We start from the raw sequence: 19,822 nt of genomic DNA on the forward strand, positions 1-19,822 counted from the left end.
GAGACGTTCGGCTTCGAGACGTTCGGCTTCGAGACGTTCGGCTTCGAGACGTTCGGCTTCGAGACGTTCGGCTTCGAGACGTTCGGCTTCGAGGCGTTCGGCTTCGTAGGATTCCATCAACGCCAGCAGGCGTGCGGGATCCTCCGGACTGGTCGGCGCGCCGGCGGCCGGCTCGGACACGGCAGGCGTTTCCGGGGCAGCGGGCGCATCCGCCTGGGCGAACAGGCGGGCGAGTTCGGCTTCGGCTTCGCGGGCGAGCTGGTCGGCGTCCAGCGGCGCCTGTTCCGGCGTCGCGACCTTGGCCGTCGGCGCTTCGGCAGCGGGTTCGAGATCGAACCGGCCGTAGGCGCTGAGGTCGAGGTCGGTGAGTTCGACCGGCGCCTCGGGCATCGCGGGCGGATGATCGACGACGTGCACGGGGCCGGCCTCGGGCAGGCTGTCGCGCAGCGCGAACAGCTTGGCCGCCAGCGCGTCGCAGGACGGCACGCGGCCGCCAGACACGGCGATCGCGACGACGGTGTCGCGGATGCGGTCGGACAGTTCGGCGATCGCGGACACGCCTTCGGCATCGACGTTGCCGCCGGTGGCCAGCAGGCGGCGGACATAGCCTTCCGCCGGCGTCAGCGCGTCGGTGATCGACGGCACTTCGGTCATCGCGAACGCGCCGTTCATCGTGTGGATCGCGCGCAGCAGCGGATCGTCGGCCGGCGTCGGCGCGGCCTGCGCGCGCGACAGCCATTCGTCGATCGTGACCAGATGGCCGGAGACTTCGGCCTGCAGGATTTCAAACAGCACCGGATCGACGCTGACTTCGGTGCCGGTGTCGGCGACGGCCGGGGCTTCGACGGCCGGGACATCGACGACAGCCGCTTCGACCATCGCAGGCACCGGTTCGACGGGCGCCGCGGCCTCGACCGCTTCGACCGGCGCCGCGAGCGGCGCGGCGGCAACGAGCACCGGCATGACCTCTTCGCCGCCGGCGATGCGCTCGGCATAACCTTCGAGCGCACGCAGGTCGGTGGTCACCACGCCGTCGCCGCGCAGTGCGGCATGCAGCTGCGGCAGGGCGGCATAGGCCTGGTCGACCATCGCGACCACCGGGGGCGTCGCCGGCCGCAGGCCGTCGCGCACCTTGTTCAGCATGTTCTCGATCTTCCAGCTGAACTCGCCCAGCGTGCGCGCGCCGACGAGGCGGCCACTGCCCTTGAGCGTGTGGAAGACGCGGCGCACCGGCTGCAGCAGTTCGATGTTGTTCGGATCGGCCTTCCACGCCGGCAGCAGCTGGGCGAGGTTGCCGATCTCCTCCTCGAATTCCTCGAGGAAGATTTCGCGGATTTCGTCGTCGATGTCGTCGCTGGCGGTATCGAACCCGGCGGCGACCACCGCGGGCGCGGGCGCCGCGACCGGTGCGGCTGCCGGCGGCTCGGCGGCGACCGGCGCAGGGGCCGGCGCTGCCGGCGGTGCGACCGGTTCGCGCGGCGGCACGAACAGCGTGACGAACGGAGCGGGCGCGGGCGCCGGCGGTTCCGGGGCGGCGGGCGGTTCGACGGCGACCGGCGCCACTTCGGCGGGCGCGAGGTCGGCGGGCGCCAGATCGATCGATTCGATCTCGACCGCTTCGAACGCGAACACCTCGGGCGCGGCTTCGACCGGCTCGACGGCGACGGGCTCGGGCTCGACGATGGCGGCTTCGGCAGGAGCTTCCTGCGCCGGCGCGGCCTCGACGGGCGCGATCTCGACCTGCGGCGGCTCGATGGCAGCGACCGGCGCGACATCGATCTCGGGCGCGGCCATGGGCACTTCGGCGGCGGGTACTTCGACGGCGGCGGGCACGTCGCGCGGCGCGGCCGGGACCGACGCTGCTTCGACCGGCGCAGGCACCGCGCGTTCGGCCGGCAGCGGCCAGTAGCCCAGCGCTTCCAGGCTGTTGCGGGTGATGTCGAGGATGTCGTCGCGGTTGGCACGCTGCTCACGCAGCGCTTCGAGGTAGTACTCGACGCTGGCGAGCGCGTCGGCGAACGTGTCGAGCTGGCGACTGTTCGGAATGCGCCGGCGGCCCAGCAGTTCGTATTCGGTGTACAGGCGCACGCCGTCGAGGTACGACGCCGGCAGCGGCAATTCGAGGATCTTCAGCGCGCCGGAGACTTCGCGCAGCAGCGGCGGCACGGGTTCGAGTTCGGCGTGGTTCCACGCCGTCTCGACGAAGGCGACGAACGCCTGGCGGGCGGCGGCGAAGTTGCCGATCGCCTCGCGCACCAGCACGTCGAGCACCTTGCGGGCTTCGGCGTTGGCGAGGTCTTCCTCGGTGTCGGTGCCGTCGCCCGAGGCGAGGCGCGCGACCTGGTCATCCAGCGAAGCGTCGACGTACAGCAGCGCACCGGCGACTTCCAGCAGCGCGGTCTCGTCGGCCTTGCGCTTGCCGTCGACGATGTCCTGCATCGCGTCGCGCTGCTGCTGCACGAGGCTGCGCGCGAGGCCGAGGCCGAGCATGCCGAGGGTGTCGGACACGCTCTGCAGGCGTTCGGCCTGCGGACGCAGTTCGGTCGGATCCTGCTTGGCGGTGCGCAGGTAGAGGTCGAGTTCGTCCTTGACCCGCAGCAGGTCTTCCTTGATCGCCGCGGACACGGTGTCCAGCAGCGAGCGATTGCGGCCGGCGACGCTGCCGCGGGCGTGGTCGAGTTCGGATTCGGTCGGCTTCAGCGCGTCCAGCTCGAACACCTGGCGCAGCTTCAGCAGCGACGGATGGTCGGACTCGGCGTGGGCGACGTGGAACAGCAGCTGGCGCGTGGGCTCCATCGCGGCGTCGGCGCGCGGGGTGCCGAAACCGCCCTGCTGGAACAGACTGCGGCTTTCGCGATCGACGCTGGCGAACACCTGGCGCAGGCCGGCGTTGGCCGGCAGCGCGCGGTCGCGCAACGCATCGGCGACCAGCGACGCGACCCACAGCATGCGGCGCTGCGAATCGTCGGTGGTGCGGGCCAGCAGCGCCTCGATGGCGAAATGCAGGCCTTCGGTGTCGCCCGGCAGACCGTTCTCGGGCCAGGCTTCGAGTGCATCGCGGAACCGCACGAGGTACGGCGCGACTTCGTGCGCGCGCGCGGCGGGCGACAGCGGCGTCGCGCGCGGCAGCGTGGCCGGCAGCGGACGATCGAGATCCGGGTTGAACAGGACGCTTTCGCTGAGGCCCGTCTCGCCGCGCGCACCGCGCAGCTCGTTGAGCATCGGCAGCAGGACGATCGAGATTTCCTTGTGGCCGCTCTGCAGGCGTTCCAGGTAGTCCGGCAGCAGCACCACGCCGCGCATCAGCGCCGAGCAGGCGCCATCGTGGTCCTGGACCTTGCCGTCGCGCAGCGCGCCGGCCAGCTGTTCCATCTCCTCGGCCACCATGGCCGGGGCGTACAGCTCGACCATGCGCAGGGTGCCCTGCACCTGGTGCAGCAGCTCGGCGCACACGCGCATCCGGCTGGTGTCGGCCGGTTCGTCGGCGAAACCCTCGATCTCGACGCGGACCAGGCGAAGGGTCTCGTCGAGCTCGGGTTTGATCCAACCCAGCGCGCTGTACTCGATCGCGTCGTGGAGCGCGGTCATCGTGCGCCTCCAAGGGCGCGACCGCACCCGCATTCACGTTGGGAAGTGGTTGGGATCATCTGGAAATCGCTCCGCCGATGCTTGGCAACGCGCGCGGTCAGGCCGGCAGCTTGAAGTCGGCGACCGAACGACGGAGGTCCGCCGCCAGCTGCGCGAGGTTTCCGATGGATTCGGCGGTCTGGTTCGCACCCTGCGAGGTCTGCGCGGTGATCGACTGAATCGTGGTCATCGTCTGGGTGATGTCGGTCGCCGCCGCGGACTGCTGCTGCGCCGCGCTGGAGATGCCCTGAATCAGGCCCGCGAGCGTGTTCGACACCGTTTCGATCTCGCCCAGCGCGGTACCCGCGTCCTCGGCCAGTCGGGCACCGGCGACCACTTCGGAGGTCGTCTGTTCCATCGAGCTCACCGCTTCGTTGGTATCGGCCTGAATGGTCTGCACCAGCGCTTCGATTCGCTTGGTCGCGTTCGAGGTGCGTTCCGCGAGTCGCTGCACTTCGTCCGCCACCACCGCGAAGCCGCGGCCCGCCTCACCCGCCGAGGCCGCCTGGATGGCCGCGTTCAGCGCGAGGATGTTGGTCTGTTCCGAAATGTCGTTGATGAGTTCCACGATCGAGCCGATTTCCTGCGAGCTTTCGCCGAGGCGCTTGATTCGCTTCGAGGTTTCCTGGATCTGGCCACGGATCGAGTCCATGCCCTGGATCGTCTGGCGCACCACGCCGGCACCCTTGGTCGCGATCTGCACGGAGCGTTGCGCCACGTCCGCGGATTCGGACGAGTTCTTCGACACCTGGTTGATGCTGTTCGCGATTTCGTTGATGCGGTCGGTCGCGGTGTTGATCTGCTGCGCCTGGTGTTCCGCCGCTTCCGCCAGGTGCATGGCGGTGGCCTGCGTTTCCTGGGCGCTCGACGCCACCTGCACCGAGGTGTCGTTGATCGTCTGCACCAGGCTGCGCAGCTGTTCGACCGCGAAGTTGATCGAGTCCGCGATCGCGCCGGTCATGTCCTCGGTCACGGTCGCCTTCACGGTGAGGTCGCCTTCCGCGAGCGAACCCATTTCGTCCAGCAGGCGCATGATCGCCTCCTGGTTGCGGTTGTTCAGCTCCATCGAGCTTTCGTAACGGACGCGCTGCGCGCGGTTCAGCGAGACCACCAGGAACACGATCGAGGCGAGCGCGAGCAGGCCGGACAGGATGCTGACCCAGATGTTGCCGAGGATGCTGGTGTCGCGCAGCGAGCCGAACGCGGTGAACGCGCGGAACAGGTTCTCGCTGTCGGACAGCAGGCGGCCGGAGTTGCCGGTCAGTTCGGTGGCGGCGGTCTGCGCGCGCAGCAGGGCGTCGGACGAGCCGAGGATGGCGTCGACGTCCTTCTTCATCTCGCCCCACTGCGTGGTCGCCTGGTTCAGCGCGGCCAGCGCACTGGCGTTGCCCAGCTTCTGCACGTTCATCGGCTGGTCGCCGTTGCGCAGGCCGTTCAGCACCTGCGTGAACACGCCGACCTCGCGACGCATCGAGTCACCGGCGAGCGCGGCGCCCGGGCCGCCTGCGCGGATTTCGGCGACGCGGCGGGCCATCGACGCGGCAAGCACCGACTGGCGCACCGCGAGGTACACCTGCGGCGGCGCGGAGCCGGTGGACGACATCGCGCGGCCCAGTTCGTCGAGCTGCGCCTGCAGCTGCGGCACGCGGTCGGTGAAGCGCTTGGCGTCCTCGGAGAGCGCGAGCACCGCGGACTCGGAGGCGACGATCTGGTCGGCGCTCTTGCTCATCGGCACCCAGGTCTGGGTAACGGTGGTGATCGGGCCGGACACGTCGGGCGCGTTGCCGAAGTTGTCGTTGAGCAGCTTCACGTCGCTGTCGACCTGGTCCTTCGTGGCCTTGAACGCCTTGAAGGCGGCGGCGTCGCCGTTGACCGCCTCGCGACCGAGGTTGGCGAGCTTCTGCGAGTTCACCTGCAGGTTCGACGCCGCGGTGTTCGCGCCGCCGAAGCGCGCGGTCTTCCACAGCGCGTAGCCGGTGTTGCCCGCGAAGACGAACAGCGTCAGCGCCAGCACCCAGAGCCACAGGGTGGTGTTCTGGCCGCGGCCCTTGCCTGCGATGTTGTCCAACGGAGTGCTCATGTCTCGCCTCGATGTGTTGCCGTAACGGTGACCGTGATGGGGATGGCGCGCCGTCAGACGGCGGCGTGCCGGAATTCGGGGGTGCGGACCAGACGATCGAGGCTGAAGACGCCCCACACGTCGTCGTCCAGGCGGTACGCGCGATCGATGAAACCGGCATAGCGGCCGTCGGCGAGCGCGCCGGCGTCCACTTCCTGCTCGTCCATGAAGGAGCGCTGCCCGTAGAGTTCGTCGATCGTCACCGCGACGTCGCCGCCGGGCTGACGCAGCACCATCACCTTCTGGTGCCCTTCGTACAGCACGCTGCGCGCGCCTTCCAGGAACTGCTTGAGGTCGACCACCGGCAGCAGGTTGCTGCGCACGTTGGCCACGCCCAGCATCCAGCCGTAGGCGCCCGGGACCGGGGTGATCTGCGGCACGGTGAGGATTTCCGCCACCGACTCGTACTGCGACACCAGCCGGCGCTGGCCGATGCGGAAGCCGATGCCGCGCCACAGGCCGGCGGCCTGCAACTGCTCGGGCAGGCCGGCGACGTGCGCGAGGCTGCGGCGCTCGTAGTCGGCCAGCAGCTCGAAGGCGTCGGGCGGGGCGACGTCGCCGGGAAGGTCGGCGGGCGTGTCGTCGAGGGTCATGCGCTGCCTCCCAGCAACTGTTCGATCCGGGCGATCAGCGCGTCCTCGCTCGGCGGCTTGACGATGTAGTCGCGGGCGCCCTGGCGCAGGCCCCAGGCACGGTCGGTTTCCATGCCCTTGGTGCTGACGATGAGCACCGGGATGTGTTTCGTCGACGGTTCGCGCGACAGCGCGCGGGTGGCCTGGAAGCCGTTCATGCCCGGCAGCACGACGTCCATCAGCACGACGTCCGGCAGCTCGCGCTTGCAGACTTCGATGCCGTCTTCCGCGCTGGTCGCGGCCAGCACGCGATGCCCATGCCGCTCCAGCAGCCGGGTCAGGACCGCGGTGTCGGTCGGCGAGTCTTCGATCAGCAGAATACGGGCCATCGTTGCCTGCCCCCCGGTCAGGCGTTCACGTGCTTGCGAATGGCGTCGAGCAGTTCTTCACGCGTGAAGGGCTTGGTCAGGTACTGCTCGGAACCGACGATGCGGCCCCGGGCCTTGTCGAACAGGCCGTCCTTGGAGGACAGCATGATCACCGGCGTGTGCTTGAACACCTGGTTGTTCTTGATGAGCGCGCAGGTCTGATAGCCGTCCAGGCGCGGCATCATGATGTCGACGAAGATGATCTGCGGACGCTGGTCGGCGATCTTGGCGAGCGCCTCGAACCCGTCGGTCGCGGTCACCACTTCGGCGCCCTCGCGCTTGAGCAGCGTCTCGGCGGTGCGCCGGATCGTCTTCGAATCGTCGATCACCATCACCCGCAAACCCTGAAGGCCGCCGGCTGCATTCTCGTCTTGCGTCATCGTGTCTCCCCAGGCGCCGGCGGCGATGGCCGTGCAGCTTTGCCATCATTATCAGCCATCTATATCCCAGTCTGAAGCTGGACTGTCAAGGTTCGCTTCTCAATTTCCCGGCCGCGAACACGGAATGCGGGCTTCGCGCGCGTCGCCTTGTTACCATCCCGACCGGTCGATTCCTGCAGGTGATGCGGCATGCCGAAACTGGCGCGCGACGTTCTGGTGGTCATGGACCCGATCGGGTCGATCAAAATTGCGAAGGACTCCACATTCGCCATGCTGCTGGAAGCCCAGCAGCGTCACTATCGGCTGTTCTACGTCACCCCGGGCGGACTGGGCATGCGCGGCGGCATCGCCACCGCCGAGGTCGCGCCGCTGACCGTCCGCGAGGACCCCGCGGGCTGGTTCGAAACCGGACCCACGTCACAGCGTGCGCTGGGACCGGCCGACCTGATCCTGATGCGCAAGGACCCGCCGGTCGACCCGGAATTCATCCACGACACCCAGATCCTGTCTGCCGCCAAACGGGCAGGTGCGCTGGTGGTGAACGACCCGGCCGGGCTGCGCGACCACAACGAGAAGCTGGCGGCGCTGGAGTTCCCCCAGTGCTGCCCGCCGACGCTGGTCAGCCGCAACGCCGCCGAACTGAAGGCCTTCGTCGCCGAACATGGTCAGGCGGTGCTCAAGCCGCTGGACGGCATGGGCGGGCGCTCGATCTTCCGCGCCAGCGCCGGCGAGGCCAACCTGAACGTGATCCTGGAGACGCTGACCGACGGTGGCCGCCACCTGGCGATCGCCCAGCGCTACCTGCCGGAGATCGTCGACGGCGACAAGCGCATCCTGCTGATCGACGGCGTGCCGGTGGACTACTGCCTCGCCCGGATTCCGCAAGGCGATGAATTCAGAGGGAATCTTGCCGCCGGCGGCCGTGGCGAAGGCCGCCCGCTGAGCGAGCGCGACCGCTGGATCGCGGCCCAGGTCGGCCCGGAGATGAAGCGCCGCGGCATGCGCTTCGTCGGCCTGGACGTGATCGGCGACTACCTGACCGAGGTCAACGTCACCAGCCCGACCTGCATCCGCGAGCTGGACAAGCAGTTCGGCCTGAACATCGCCGGCCTGCTGTTCGACGCGCTGGAGGCGTCGGCCTGAGCCGCATGTCCGCCGCCCCGCCTTCCGCCCCGCCCCGTTCGTCCGCGGCGCTGCCCCCGCCGCCGGCCATCGGCGAGGACCAGCGTCTGGTCGCGACCATCGTGCTGTCGCTGCTGCTGCATGCGCTGGTGATCCTGGGCGTCGGCTTCGCCCTGAAGGAAGCGGCGCCGGTGGTGCCGATGCTGGACGTGATCCTGACCCAGACCCGCACGCCGCTGAGCCCGAAGCAGGCGGACTTCCTCGCCCAGGCCAACAACCAGGGCGGCGGCGAGGACGACAAGGCCCGGCGCCCCCGCGATCCGCAGCCCGGCACGGTGCCGCAGACCGAGACCGGGACCGCCCCGCAGACTGTGCGGGCGCAGTCGCCGGCGCCCTCCCCGCCACCGGAGGCGCGGGTGGTGACCACGACGCAGGCCGAGGACCGCCTGCCGCTGCCGAATCGCAAGCCGCAGCCGCTGCCGCTGCCGGACCCGACGCGCACCGGCGACCGCAAGATCGAACACGACATGGCGATGGCCCGGCTGGCGGCGGAGATCCACCTGCGCTCGTCGCGCTACGCCAAGCGGCCGTCGCGGAAGTTCGTGTCGGCCAGCACCCAGGAGTACGTCTGGGCGACCTATCTGCGCGCCTGGGTGGACCGCGCCGAGCGCGTCGGCAACCTGAACTACCCGGACGAAGCCCGCCGCCGCAAGCTGTCGGGCACGGTGGTCATCAACATCGGAATCCGCCGCAACGGCACGATCGAGCGCGCCGACGTCGTGCAATCCAGCGGCATCCCGCTGCTGGACGAATCCGCGCTGCGCATCGCCCGCCTCGCCGAGCCCTACCCGCCCCTGCCGAAGACGCAGGAGAACCCGGACATCCTCAACGTCGTCCGCACCTGGCGGTTCATGCCCGGCGGCGAGCTGATCGACGAGTAGGCCGGGCCCTGGCCCGGCATTGCGACTTGTCGGATCGCGCCGCCGAATGATCAGAGCCGTTCCGATCCACGTGCGCGGCTACCTGCGGCACCGCAATGTCGGGCCAAGGCCCGACCTACGATTCCGCAGGTGGAATTACAGGCGCTTCCAGGCGAAACCTTCGCCGCTGCGCCAGTACACCGCGACGGCGCGGGCGTACAGCGTCTTCATCGGCACCAGCCCGAAGTAGCGGCCGTCGGCGCTGTTGCCGCGATGGTCGCCCAGCACCAGCGCCATGCCGGCGGGAATGGTGAGGCCGTCGATGTCCGGGCCGCCGCCGTCGGCGAGATCCAGGTGCACCTCGCGGGCACCGAAGCGTTCGATGTCGCCGGCGACGCCGGCCGCCAGCGGATGGCCGTCGACCTGCAGATGGCCGTCCAGCAGCGAGACCGTCTGCCCACCCACCGCGACCACGCGCTTGATCAACCGCTCGCCGTTGGCCGGCGACTTGAACACCACCACGTCACCGGGGCTCGGGTCGCCGTTGTCGACCAGTTCGATGTCGGTGAACGGCACGCGCAGGCCGTAGGCGCGCATGTCGACGACGACGCGGTCGCCGGGCTCCAGCGTCGGCTGCATCGAGCCGCTGGGCACCTGGTAGTGATTGGCCAGCGAAGTGCGGGTGACGGCGAGCAGCAGCAGGACGCCGGCGAACTGCAGCCATTCGTTCTGCAGGAAACGGCGGCGCCCGGCGGGCGCGGCGGTGACGGAGTCGGACACGGGATTCCCCTTGGCATGCGATGTGGACGATGGACCGTCGGCGACCGGGATCGGTTCCCGTGACCGATGGGCCATGACGGCGCCCGTGCGGCGGGCGGCAGGATCACGGCGCGAGCTTCACCTTGCCCGGATGCCGGCGCACGTCCGCCCACGGGATCACCGACCAGTCGGGGTCGTCGCAGACCCGCATGACCCGCGCGAACGTCGCCGACACGTGCAGGCCCTTCGGCGTGGCGTACCAGTTCGCGTACGACCACACGCCCGGGTCACCGTAATCGCAGGCATCGGCGTCATCGCCCGGGGCCGAGGGCTTCGCCTGCGTCGGGTACAGCGCCACCATGCGCGCGGCGACCCACGGGCCGAACACCTCGCCGCGGTAGTCGAACCACGCCTGGCTGGCGCCCTGCGGGTCATAGGGCGGCGGCGCGCCCTTGCCCAGCCAGAACACGTCCTCCAGCGCCAGTTCCTTGCCGGTGCGCGGATCGAGGTTGAACGGGCTGTCGCCGAAATCCGGATGCGCGCCGCCGCAGAAATAGCTGGCGAACAGGCTGACGCTGATCACGTCGCGGCCGATGCGGCGCAGCGTGGTCGAGGATTCGTAGTCGGACTGCGGCGCGGCGGTGCAGTCGAGGTAGGCCAGCACCTGTTCCCACTGCCGGCGCGCCAGCGCGGTGTTGATCACGGGCAGGCGCTCGGCGGGATAACCGGACACCACGCGGAACAGCTCGACGCCACTCTGCGGTTCGGTCCACCACTGCAGGCGGAACCCGTCGACCGTCTGCGCGCGGCCGGCCTTCAACGCCATGCCCGACAACAGCAGGAAGCGGTAGGGATCGTCGGTGCGCAGCGCGTCGAGGCCGGGATCGACGCCGCGCGGCAGCGACGAGGACTTCAGCCGATGCAGACGGATCGGCAACGTCTTGCCGCCGCCGACCCAGTCGCCTTCGAGCGCATCGCCCTTCGGCGCGGAGAGACGCCAGTGCGGCGGCGTGTCCTCCGGATTGCCGCGCGCCCATTCCTGGAAGTCGAAGGCCACGCCGGCGGCAGGCGTTTCCGCGCGCATCAGTTCGATGGTACGGGAATGCTTGCGGTAGAAGTACTGGCCGCCGGGATCGTCGCCCAGATGCAGGTCGGCGACGACCGGCTGCCCGCCGACCGTGCCCTCCCAGACCTCGGCCTGCACGGTGCAGGCGGCGCACAGGCCCAGCAGTGCGACGAAGGCGCGACGGGCGACAAGAGGGAACGACGGCATGCGGACGTCCTTGCGGATGCGGAGAAGACGGATCAGGCCCGGCTGGCGCGCAGCGCCTGCTGCTCGGCCAGGGTGAGCGCGACGGCGTTGCGCAGGTACGCCGGTTCGAGGCGTTCGGGCGCGATGCCCTCGCCGCGCCGCAGCGCCGCCGCGGCGAGCCGCGCGACATCGGCCGCATGCGGCAGCGCCTCGGCATCGACCGCGACCAGCCGGTCGGCGAACCGCTGGCGCAGCACGCCGTCGAGCGCACCGAATCCGGTGCCGACGCCATGCCACGGGCCGTCGCCATCGGGCGCCGTCACGGCATCGGGCGGCATCACCGCCTCGTCGCCGTCGGCGATCGCATCGAGCAGCCCGTCCGCGCCGGCGTCGAGACGGAAGCGCGCGACGTAGACCTCGCGCATGCGCGCGTCGATCGCGGCGAGCACACGCATGCCGTCGCCCGCGCCGAGTGGCAATGCGCGCATCGCCAGCGCCCGCAGCGTCGACACCGGCACCACCGGGACGTCGAGCGCGAGCGCGATGCCCTGCGCGATCGAGATGCCCAGCCGTACGCCGGTGAACGCACCCGGCCCGCGACCAACCGCGATCGCATCGAGCGCCGACTTCGCGATCCCCGCCTCCGCCAGCAGCGCCTCGGCCCACGGCAGCGCGTATTCGGCGTGCTTGCGCGGCGCGATCTCGTGCCGCTCGCGCACCTCGCCACCGGCGAGGACGGCGACGGAGCAGGCTTCGGTGGACAGTTCGAAGGCGAGGAGGTTCATGGCGGGCATTGTAGGTCGGGTCTTGACCCGACATGACGGTGTGACAGGTCGCATCGTCGAAGGATCGGAGCGGTTCCGATCATCGGACAGTGCGATCGGACAGGGTGCGATGTCGGGTCAAGCCCCGACCTACGACGCCGGCTCCGGATCGGTCGTCGCCGGTTCGGCGAAGAACCCGCGCACGTCGTCGATCGAGCGGGTGCGCGCGAACGGCGGCAGCGAGTCGAGGAACACGCGGCCGTAGGACTTGCCGATCAGGCGCGGGTCGCACAGCACCAGCACGCCGCGATCGGTCTCGGTGCGAATCAGGCGACCGACGCCCTGCTTCAGCGCGATCACCGCCTGCGGCAGCTGTTCGTCGCGGAACGGGTTGCCGCCGGCGCGTCGGATCGCGTCCAGCCGCGCCTCGAACACCGGATCGTCCGGCGCGGCGAACGGCAGCTTGTCGATGACGACCACGCTCAGCGCGTCGCCGGCCACGTCGACGCCTTCGCGGAAACTCGCCGCACCCAGCAGCACGCCGTTGCCGGAATCGCGGAAGCGCTGCAGCAGCACCGAGCGCGGCGCTTCGCCCTGCACGAACAGCGGCCACGGGAGATCGGCATCGCGCAGCAGCGCGGCGGCCTCGCGCAGCGCGCGCAGCGAGGCGAACAGCACGAACGCGCGGCCGCGCGAGGCTTCCAGCACCGGCACCACCGCGTGAATCACTGCGGCGGTGAAATCGCGGGCGTTGGGATCGGGCAGCCGCGGCGGCAGCCAGCACAACGCTTGCCGCGGCCAGTCGAACGGGCTCGGCGCGATCAGCTCGCGCGGCGATTCCAGCCCCAGCCGCTTCGAGACGTGGTCAAAATGGCCGTCGACCGCGAGCGTCGCCGAGGTGAAGATCCACGCCGCACGCGACTGCTCGCGATGGGTGCGCAGCGGGCCGGAGACGTCCAGCGGCGTGCGCTGGAGCCTGAAACCGCGCGGCGAGAGTTCGTACCAGCGCACGTCCCACAGCTTGCCGTCGTGCGCGGGCGTGTCGAGATCCTGCGCGAGATCGTCGCCGGCGGCATGCGGCGGCGGCGGCGCGGCCTCGAATGGCGACGGCTCGGGCAGCGCGATGTCACCCTGCGCGTCCGCCGCGTCGTCGTCGGCATCGCCGCGCGGACGCTGCGCGAAATCCGGCGGCGCCCAGCGCAGCAGGCGCGCGCGCTGGTCGATCGCGCGCGCATGGCAGCCGTCGAACCCGGGCGACGTTTCGCGCAGCGGCGCGAGCGCGTCGGCCATCGCGACCAGCGCGTCGTCGAGCGCGCCCAGCGCCTCGAACACGCCGGGTTCATCCAGCGCGCGCCAGCGCGTGCCGCGCACCGGCAACAGGTCCATCGCCGCGCGCAATCCGCGGGTCGCTTCTTCGAGCGTGCGCGCCGGCGTCTGCACGGTCGCGAGCGCGCCGGTCACGGTCTTGCATTCGGCCACGGCGTCGCGCGCCAGTTCCACCAGCGGCCGCGCGCTCAGGCCTTCGCCGAAGAACTGCGCGGCGAGTTCGGGCAACTGGTGCGCTTCGTCGACGACGAACACCTGCGCGCCCGGCAGGATCTCGCCGAAGCCTTCCTGCTTCAGCGCGAGATCGGCAAGCAGCAGGTGATGGTTGACCACGACCACGTCGGCCGCCTGCGCGCGCTGGCGCGCCTGCACGACGAAGCAGTCGTCCCAGAACGGGCAGTCGCTGCCGAGGCAGTTGTCGACGGTCGAGGTGACCATCGGGATCAGCGGCGAATCCTCGGGCAGCGCGTCGAGTTCGGCGAGATCGCCCAGCCGCGAGCGCCCGCTCCACGCGACGATGCGCTGGAACTGGGTGATCTGTTCCTTGTTCGTGAGGCGCGGCTCGCCCTTGGCCAGTTCCAGCCGATGGCGGCAGAGGTAGTTCGCGCGGCCCTTCAGCAGCGCGGTCTTCACGCCGCGGCCCAGCGCGTCGCGCACCCGCGGCAGGTCGCGGTGGTAGAGCTGGTCCTGCAGCGCGCGGGTGCCGGTGGAGACGATGGTCTTCAGCCCCGACAGCAGCGCCGGCACGAGGTACGCGAAAGTCTTGCCGGTGCCGGTGCCGGCCTCGGCCAGCAGCGCGGCACGATCCTCGACGGTCGCGGCGATCGCTTCCGCCAGCCGCTGCTGCGGCGCGCGCGCGACGAAGCCGGGGATCGCCTCGGCCAGCAGGCTGCCGGCGCTCAGCGCCTCGCGGCTGGCGCGGGCCAGCGCGGACGCAGGCGCGGCGTCGGGCGGGTCCGCGGCGAGGTCGTCGCGAACGGAAGCATCGGACATCGTCATCGCCTCAGTACCGCGGCGGACCGGTCTGGGTGCAGTCTTCCTGCGCGCCACGCGCCAGCTCCAGATCGCTGGCGACCCGGGTCATGTCGTCTTCCCACTGCTTCAGCTTCGGGCCCTTGAGATGGCCGCCGTTCTGCATCGCGAGCAACTGGCTCTGGTGCTGCGCCAGCGACTGGCGGATGGTCATCCAGTGCCGGCGGCACAGCGGGCCGACCTTGCCGCCCAGCGCGAACGCGCGCCGCGCAAGCCGCTCGGCCTCGGGCAGGTTCTTCTGGAACACGGCGACCTCGGCGCGCTCCTGCAACAGCGCGGGATCCTCCGGCGCCAGCGACATCGCCTTGTCCAGCGCGGTGGCGGCATCGGCATAGCGTTTCGCGCGCTCGGCACGGGCGGCCTGCACGCGCAGATCCTCGACCATCGGGTCGCGCAGCGGCTGCACGTCGAGTTCTCCGGGGGCCGCCACGCCGACGGCGCGGATCTCGCCGACCATCAGTTCCGGCGATGGCCCGATCCAGGTGTTCGCGACGGGCGTGCTGCCGCAGGCGGCGAGCAGCGTGGCCAGCGCGAGCGCCGGGAAGGCGCGCAGCGTCGAACGGACCATCGAGCGGCGAAGGCATGTCATGCGAGGTGGACTCCGGATCGGTCGTGCGGTGCCCGCAGGTCGCGAGGCGCCGGCATGGACTGGAACGCCTGGCCGCCCGGCGAGGTCCCGTCGCGCGGCGGATCCTCCTGCGGGGGGGCGGCCTGGCCATCGTCCTTCTTGTCGAGGCCGAACAGGCTGCGCCAGAAGCCGGGCTGGTCGCCATCGGCGCCCGCCTCGCTGCCGTCGGTGGCTTCGGGCTCGGCCAGCGCGCAGGCTTCGTACGGCGGCACGAAACCGGCGACGAACGCCAGCCGGCGCGCGCCGGGGCAGCCGGGATCGGTGCTGTGGCTGTCGGTCACCCACTGCCAGTCCACGCCCTTGCCGCCGACCTGCAGCGGCGCGCTCGGCAGGCGCGAGAACAGGCCCGACCACACCCGCATCGCGCCGGTGGCGCCGTACAGGCCGGTGGGCGCGTTCTGGTCGTTGCCGACCCAGATCACGGCGAGGTGGTCGCCGGTCCAGCCGGCGAACCAGCTGTCGCGGCTGTCGTTGCTGGTGCCGGTCTTGCCGGCCGGTTGCAGGCGACCGAGACCGTCGGCGACCAGCTGGTGGCCGGTGCCCTCGCTCACGGCGGCCTGCAATGCGGTGGTGACCAGCCGCGCGGCGACGGCATCGCCGGCCTGCGCCGGTTGCGGCTTCACGTCGTAGCGGTTCAGCGCCTTGCCGTTGGCGGCCAGCACACCGCGCACCGCGTGCAGCGGCTGGATCTCGCCGCCGGACGCCAGGAACTGGTAGGCCTGCGCCATCGCGTACGGACTCTGGTCCAGCGCACCGAGGATCAGCGACGGATTCGCCGGGGCGTCGATGCCGGCCAGCGTGCGCATCAGGTCGACCACGCGCTTCGGGCCCACGTCCATGCCCACGCGCACCGTCGACTGGTTGTACGAATGCGCCAGCGCGTCGATCAGCCGCACCGTGCCGTGGCTGCGGCCGTCGGAATTGCCCGGCGTCCAGCGCCGGCCGTTGTCCAGCGTCACCGTGACCGGGCCGTCGTCGACGTAGGTCGCCAGCGAGAACTTGTCAGGCTGCGCCAGCGCCAGCAGGTAGACGAACGGCTTGATCAGCGAGCCCACCGGGCGCTGTGCCTGCACCGCGCGATTGAAGCCGTGCTCCTCGAAGCTGCGGCTGCCGATCACCGCCACCACTTCGCCGGTGTGCACGTCGGTGACCACCGCGCCAGCCTGCAGGGGCGGACGCCGCGGATTGGCGATCGCCTTCATCGTGCGCGTCACCGCGCCCTCGGCGTAGGCCTGCGCGGACGGCGACATCGCGGTGAGCACGGTCAGGCCGGCGCCCTGCAGTTCCTCGCCGGCGTAGTCGCGCGCGAGTTGCCGGCGCACGAGATCGACGTAGGCCGGGAAGCGGTTCGCGACCATGCTGCCGGGCACCGCCGGCACGCCGAGCGGGGTCTTGATCGCGCGGTCGTGCTCGGCCTGGTCGACGATGCCGTTCTGCAGCATCTTGTCGATGACGAGGTTGCGCCGCGCCAGCGCGCGTTCGGGGTTGCGCCGCGGGTTGTACCAGGACGGCCCCTTCACGAGGCCCACCAGCAGCGCGATCTGCTCGGTGCTCAGTTCGTCGAGCTGGCGGCCGAAGTAATACTCCGCACCGGCCGCGAAGCCGTGGATCGCCTGCGAGCCGTTCTGGCCGATGTCGACCTGGTTGAGGTAGGCCTCCAGGATCACGCCCTTGTCGTAGCGGGCGTCGATGATCAGCGCGTAGAGGATCTCGTTGAACTTGCGGCGGAGCGTCTGCTCCTTGCCGATGCCCAGCAGGCCGGAACGCGCGAGCTGCTGGGTCAGGGTGCTGGCGCCCTGCTTCACCTCGCCGCCGCTCTTGAGCGCGACGAACAGCGCGCGGGCCATGCCGCTGAAGTCGATGCCGATGTGGTGGGCGAAGTCGCGGTCCTCGACCGCCTGCAAGGTGTCGGTGAGCTTCTGCGGCACCTCGTCGATGCGCACCAGCCGGCGTTCTTCCTGCTTCTGGCCGTACAGCGTGGCGATGCGCGCCGGGTCCAGCCGCACCGACTTCACCGATCGCTTGCCGACGAGGTCGCGCACCGACGCCACGCGACCGCCGGAGAGCGTCACCTCGATCCGGCTCGGGCCGACGCGGCCGTCGATGTCCTGGTAACCGCGGCTGGCGATGCGCCAGCGCGCGCCGTCGCGCAGGTAGCTGCCGGCACGCTCGCCGCGGCCGTCCTCGTGGTACGAGGCGGCATCCAGCTCGGTCTTCAGCGTGTTGGCGTCCATCGCCAGCCCCGGCGCCAGCACCAGCGGTCGCGCGTAGACCCGGGTCGGCACCTGCCAGCGCAGCTGGCCGAAGCGGACGCTGACCTGGTGGTTCAGGTACAGCACGTAGGGAATCAGGAAGCCCAGGCCGATCGCGGTCGCGGTCAGCGCCCAGCCCAGCAGACGGCGTCGCCAGCCCGGGCCTTCGCCGTCGCTGCCGTCATCGTCCTGGTCGTCATCCATGTCGTCCCGCTCGTTCTGATCGTCTTCGAGGTCGTCGTCCTCGGGATCGTCGTCGATGTCGTGCTGTCGGGCCATGCGGGCTCGGGGGCGCCTCGTTCGGTGCGGGGATGCGAAAATGGGGCGTCGCGAGTCTAGCAGGGTGCCGGGAACGGCATGTCCCGGCGCTCCGTCCCCGCCGTCGCCCGCCGCAGGAGTCCGTTCAGATGCCGCTGTCCCCTGCCGATCTGGGCTTCCTGTGGCGTCGCGGGCTGGGGCTGATGCGCCGCGGCTGGGCCAGCCTGCGCACCCGCGGCTGGCAGGCCACCTGGGATCGCACCCGCGCCCAGTTCCATCGCGCGCGGCCGCTCCCGCCCGAGGCGCTGTACCTGCCGACGCCGGCGCCGTTCGCGCCGTTCGCGGTGCCCACGTCCGACGCGCCGGTCGCGAGCCTGGTGATCCCGGTCTACGGCCAGTTCGCGCACACCCTCGCCTGCCTGCGCGCGCTGGCGGCGCATCCGCCGGCGACCGCGTTCGAGGTGATCGTGGTCGACGACGGCAGCGCCGACGAGACGCCCGACGCCCTGCCGCAGATCGCCGGCGTGCGCTACCACCGTCGTGCCGCCAACGGCGGCTTCATCGCCGCCTGCAACGACGGCGCGTCGCGGGCGCGCGGCGACGTGCTGGTGTTCCTCAACAACGACACGATCCCGCAGCCGGGCTGGCTCGAAGCGTTGCTCTCGACCTTCGACGACGAACCCGGCACCGGCCTCGTCGGCGCGCAGCTGCTGTATCCCGACGGCCGCCTGCAGGAAGCCGGCGGCGTGGTGTTCGCCGACGGCAGCGCGTGGAACTACGGCCGCTTCGAATCGCCCGACGACCCGCGCTTCGCCTACCTGCGCGACTGCGACTACGCCAGCGGCGCCGCGATCGCGATCCCGCGCGCGCTGTTCACCGACCTCGGCGGCTTCGACGTGCGCTACACGCCGGCCTATTACGAGGACACCGACCTCGCGTTCGCCGTGCGCGCGACCGGCAGGCGCGTGGTGTACCAGCCGGCGTCGCGGGTGATCCACGCCGAAGGCGCGACCGCCGGCACCGACACCGGCAGCGGCATGAAGGCGCACCAGGTGCGCAACCGCGGCACCTTCGCCGCGCATCGCGCCGACGCGCTGCGCGCGATGTTGCCGCCGCACACCGTACCGACGCCGGCACTGCTGCATCGCGACCGGCCGCAGGTGCTGCTGATCGACGCGATGACACCGCGCCCCGACCACGATTCCGGCTCGCTGCGGCTGGTGAACCTGATGCGCCTGCTGCGCGAGGAAGGCGCGCACGTCGTGTTCCTGCCCGCCGACGGCCACCACGTCGGCGCGTACACCACGTCGTTGCAGCGGATGGGCGTGGAGGTGTGGCACCAGCCGTTCCTCGGCGGCATGGCCGCGTGGCTGCGCACGCACGGCCCGCGCTTCCGCAGCGTGGTGGTCAGCCGTCATTACGTCGCCAGCGAATTCCTGCCGCTGATGCGCGCCTGCGCGCCGCAGGCGAGGATCGTGTTCGACACCGTCGACCTGCACTACCTGCGTGAACGCCGCGGCGCCGAGGTCGCGTGCGACGCCGCGCTGGCCCGTGCGGCCGAACGCACCCGCGCGCTGGAACTCGACGTCATCGCGCACGCCGACGTCACCCTCGTCGTGAGCGAGGTCGAGCGCACGCTGTTGCGCACCGATGCGCCTGACGCGAAAGTCGACATCCTCTCGAACCTGCACCGCATCGCCGGTGCCGGCCCCGCGTTCGCCGAACGCCGCGACGTGGTGTTCGTCGGCGGCTTCCGCCATCCGCCGAACGTCGACGCGGTGCGCTGGTTCGTCGCCGAGATCTGGCCGCGCGTGCGCGTGCGCCTGCCCGACCTGCGCTTCCACTGCATCGGCAGCCACACGCCGCCGGAGATCGACGCGCTGGCGTCGGTGCCCGGCGTGACCGTGCACGGCCACGTCGCCGACCTCGACCCGTACATGCGCGACGTGCGCGTCGCGGTCGCCCCGCTGCGCTTCGGCGCCGGCGTGAAGGGCAAGGTCAACCTCAGCATGGCCCACGGCCAACCCGTGGTCGCCACCGCCTGCGCCGTCGAAGGCATGCACCTGCGCGACGGCGAAGACGTCCTCGTCGCCGACGACCCGCAGGCCTTCGCCGACGCCGTCGTGCGCCTGCACGAAGACGAAGCGCGGTGGAACATGCTGGCCCGCCACGGCCTTGACAGCGTGGCCGCGCATTTCTCCCTCGACGCCGCCCGCACGACCGTGCGCGAGGTGTTTCTCGCTCCGGTCTCACGATCGTAGAGCGGATCGAAGATCCGCTACTCCCTGTCCGCAAGCCGGTCGCCGGAACGGCGTTGCCGCATGTGAGCCAACGCCGTCGCGAGATGCACACGCACTATCCTGTGGGAGCGACGGAAGTCGCG

General features: G+C 70.8%; 13 protein-coding genes and 2 pseudogenes. 4 read left to right on the forward strand and 11 right to left on the reverse strand.

All coding sequences use genetic code 11. From position 1 onward, the window contains the following. The coding region (locus ACT53R_RS18555) for a pentapeptide repeat-containing protein (RefSeq protein WP_476173443.1) at nt 1–353 on the forward strand (353 nt) is incomplete at its 5' end. On the opposite strand, the pseudogene ACT53R_RS18560 reads toward ACT53R_RS18555, so the two are convergent. The 5 genes and pseudogenes from ACT53R_RS18560 to pilG all read right to left on the reverse strand — a co-directional run. Continuing rightward, nucleotides 343–3,588 (reverse strand): annotated as a pseudogene (locus tag ACT53R_RS18560) (Hpt domain-containing protein); the annotation flags it as partial. The gene ACT53R_RS18555 and the pseudogene ACT53R_RS18560 sit on opposite strands and share 11 nt — an antisense overlap. Nucleotides 3,589–3,685: 97 nt before the next feature. Further along, nucleotides 3,686–5,707, reverse strand: a complete 2,022-nt coding sequence (locus ACT53R_RS18565) for a methyl-accepting chemotaxis protein (RefSeq protein ID WP_476173401.1) — start codon at nt 5,705–5,707, stop codon at nt 3,686–3,688. Between the two features lie 53 nt (nt 5,708–5,760). Beyond that, a complete protein-coding gene (locus ACT53R_RS18570) occupies nt 5,761–6,339 on the reverse strand; it encodes a chemotaxis protein CheW (protein ID WP_476173402.1) in 579 nt (192 codons plus the stop codon). Beyond that, the gene (locus ACT53R_RS18575; protein WP_476173403.1) at nt 6,336–6,707 is read right to left on the reverse strand and encodes a response regulator; all 372 of its coding nucleotides are present in this window, start codon (nt 6,705–6,707) and stop codon (nt 6,336–6,338) included. The genes ACT53R_RS18570 and ACT53R_RS18575 overlap by 4 nt, the downstream gene beginning before the upstream one ends. Nucleotides 6,708–6,724: 17 nt before the next feature. After that, nucleotides 6,725–7,126 carry a twitching motility response regulator PilG gene (gene pilG / locus ACT53R_RS18580; RefSeq protein WP_476173404.1) on the reverse strand — a complete coding sequence of 134 codons (402 nt, stop codon included), beginning with the start codon at nt 7,124–7,126 and terminating at the stop codon, nt 6,725–6,727. 198 nt (nt 7,127–7,324) lie between these two features. Here pilG and gshB point away from each other — a divergent pair, with 198 nt between their 5' ends. Continuing rightward, a complete protein-coding gene (gene gshB, locus ACT53R_RS18585) occupies nt 7,325–8,269 on the forward strand; it encodes a glutathione synthase (RefSeq protein WP_476173444.1) in 945 nt (314 codons plus the stop codon). A gap of 5 nt (nt 8,270–8,274) precedes the next feature. Further along, nucleotides 8,275–9,189 (forward strand): energy transducer TonB, encoded by a 915-nt coding sequence (locus ACT53R_RS18590; protein ID WP_476173405.1) that lies wholly within the window; start codon nt 8,275–8,277, stop codon nt 9,187–9,189. A 135-nt stretch (nt 9,190–9,324) separates the two neighbouring features. Here ACT53R_RS18590 and lepB read toward each other — a convergent pair whose 3' ends face one another. The 6 genes and pseudogenes from lepB to mrcB form a co-directional block, all read right to left on the reverse strand. After that, complete coding sequence (gene lepB / locus ACT53R_RS18595) at nt 9,325–9,948, reverse strand: signal peptidase I (protein WP_476173406.1); 624 nt, start codon at nt 9,946–9,948, stop codon at nt 9,325–9,327. A gap of 103 nt (nt 9,949–10,051) precedes the next feature. Further along, nucleotides 10,052–11,200, reverse strand: coding sequence for a hypothetical protein (locus ACT53R_RS18600; protein WP_476173407.1), 1,149 nt, complete (start codon nt 11,198–11,200; stop codon nt 10,052–10,054). Nucleotides 11,201–11,232: 32 nt separating this feature from the next. Further along, entirely contained in the window at nt 11,233–11,964 is a 732-nt protein-coding gene (gene tsaB, locus ACT53R_RS18605; protein WP_476173408.1) for a tRNA (adenosine(37)-N6)-threonylcarbamoyltransferase complex dimerization subunit type 1 TsaB, read from the reverse strand. 129 nt (nt 11,965–12,093) lie between these two features. Beyond that, nucleotides 12,094–14,262: an ATP-dependent DNA helicase gene (locus ACT53R_RS18610; RefSeq protein ID WP_476173409.1), complete on the reverse strand. Its 2,169-nt coding sequence runs from the start codon at nt 14,260–14,262 to the stop codon at nt 12,094–12,096. Nucleotides 14,263–14,272: 10 nt separating this feature from the next. Beyond that, the gene (locus ACT53R_RS18615; RefSeq protein WP_476173410.1) at nt 14,273–14,890 is read right to left on the reverse strand and encodes a tetratricopeptide repeat protein; all 618 of its coding nucleotides are present in this window, start codon (nt 14,888–14,890) and stop codon (nt 14,273–14,275) included. 95 nt (nt 14,891–14,985) lie between these two features. After that, nucleotides 14,986–17,385: pseudogene (gene mrcB, locus ACT53R_RS18620) on the reverse strand (penicillin-binding protein 1B); the annotation flags it as partial. A gap of 203 nt (nt 17,386–17,588) precedes the next feature. On the opposite strand from mrcB, the gene ACT53R_RS18625 reads away from it, so the two are divergent. Then, nucleotides 17,589–19,700 carry a glycosyltransferase gene (locus ACT53R_RS18625; protein WP_476173411.1) on the forward strand — a complete coding sequence of 704 codons (2,112 nt, stop codon included), beginning with the start codon at nt 17,589–17,591 and terminating at the stop codon, nt 19,698–19,700. Nucleotides 19,701–19,822: the final 122 nt, after the last annotated feature.

The sequence above is a fragment of the Lysobacter sp. DMC104 genome (assembly GCF_056313665.1).

Coding starts and splice junctions, on each gene's coding strand:
- ACT53R_RS18565 (WP_476173401.1), bottom strand. CDS start 5,707: ATGAGCACTCCGTTGGACAACATCGCAGGCAAGGGCCGCGGCCAGAAC.
- ACT53R_RS18570 (WP_476173402.1), bottom strand. CDS start 6,339: ATGACCCTCGACGACACGCCCGCCGACCTTCCCGGCGACGTCGCCCCG.
- ACT53R_RS18575 (WP_476173403.1), bottom strand. CDS start 6,707: ATGGCCCGTATTCTGCTGATCGAAGACTCGCCGACCGACACCGCGGTC.
- pilG (WP_476173404.1), bottom strand. CDS start 7,126: ATGACGCAAGACGAGAATGCAGCCGGCGGCCTTCAGGGTTTGCGGGTG.
- ACT53R_RS18590 (WP_476173405.1), top strand. CDS start 8,275: ATGTCCGCCGCCCCGCCTTCCGCCCCGCCCCGTTCGTCCGCGGCGCTG.
- ACT53R_RS18600 (WP_476173407.1), bottom strand. CDS start 11,200: ATGCCGTCGTTCCCTCTTGTCGCCCGTCGCGCCTTCGTCGCACTGCTG.
- tsaB (WP_476173408.1), bottom strand. CDS start 11,964: ATGAACCTCCTCGCCTTCGAACTGTCCACCGAAGCCTGCTCCGTCGCC.
- ACT53R_RS18610 (WP_476173409.1), bottom strand. CDS start 14,262: ATGTCCGATGCTTCCGTTCGCGACGACCTCGCCGCGGACCCGCCCGAC.
- ACT53R_RS18615 (WP_476173410.1), bottom strand. CDS start 14,890: ATGACATGCCTTCGCCGCTCGATGGTCCGTTCGACGCTGCGCGCCTTC.
- ACT53R_RS18625 (WP_476173411.1), top strand. CDS start 17,589: ATGCCGCTGTCCCCTGCCGATCTGGGCTTCCTGTGGCGTCGCGGGCTG.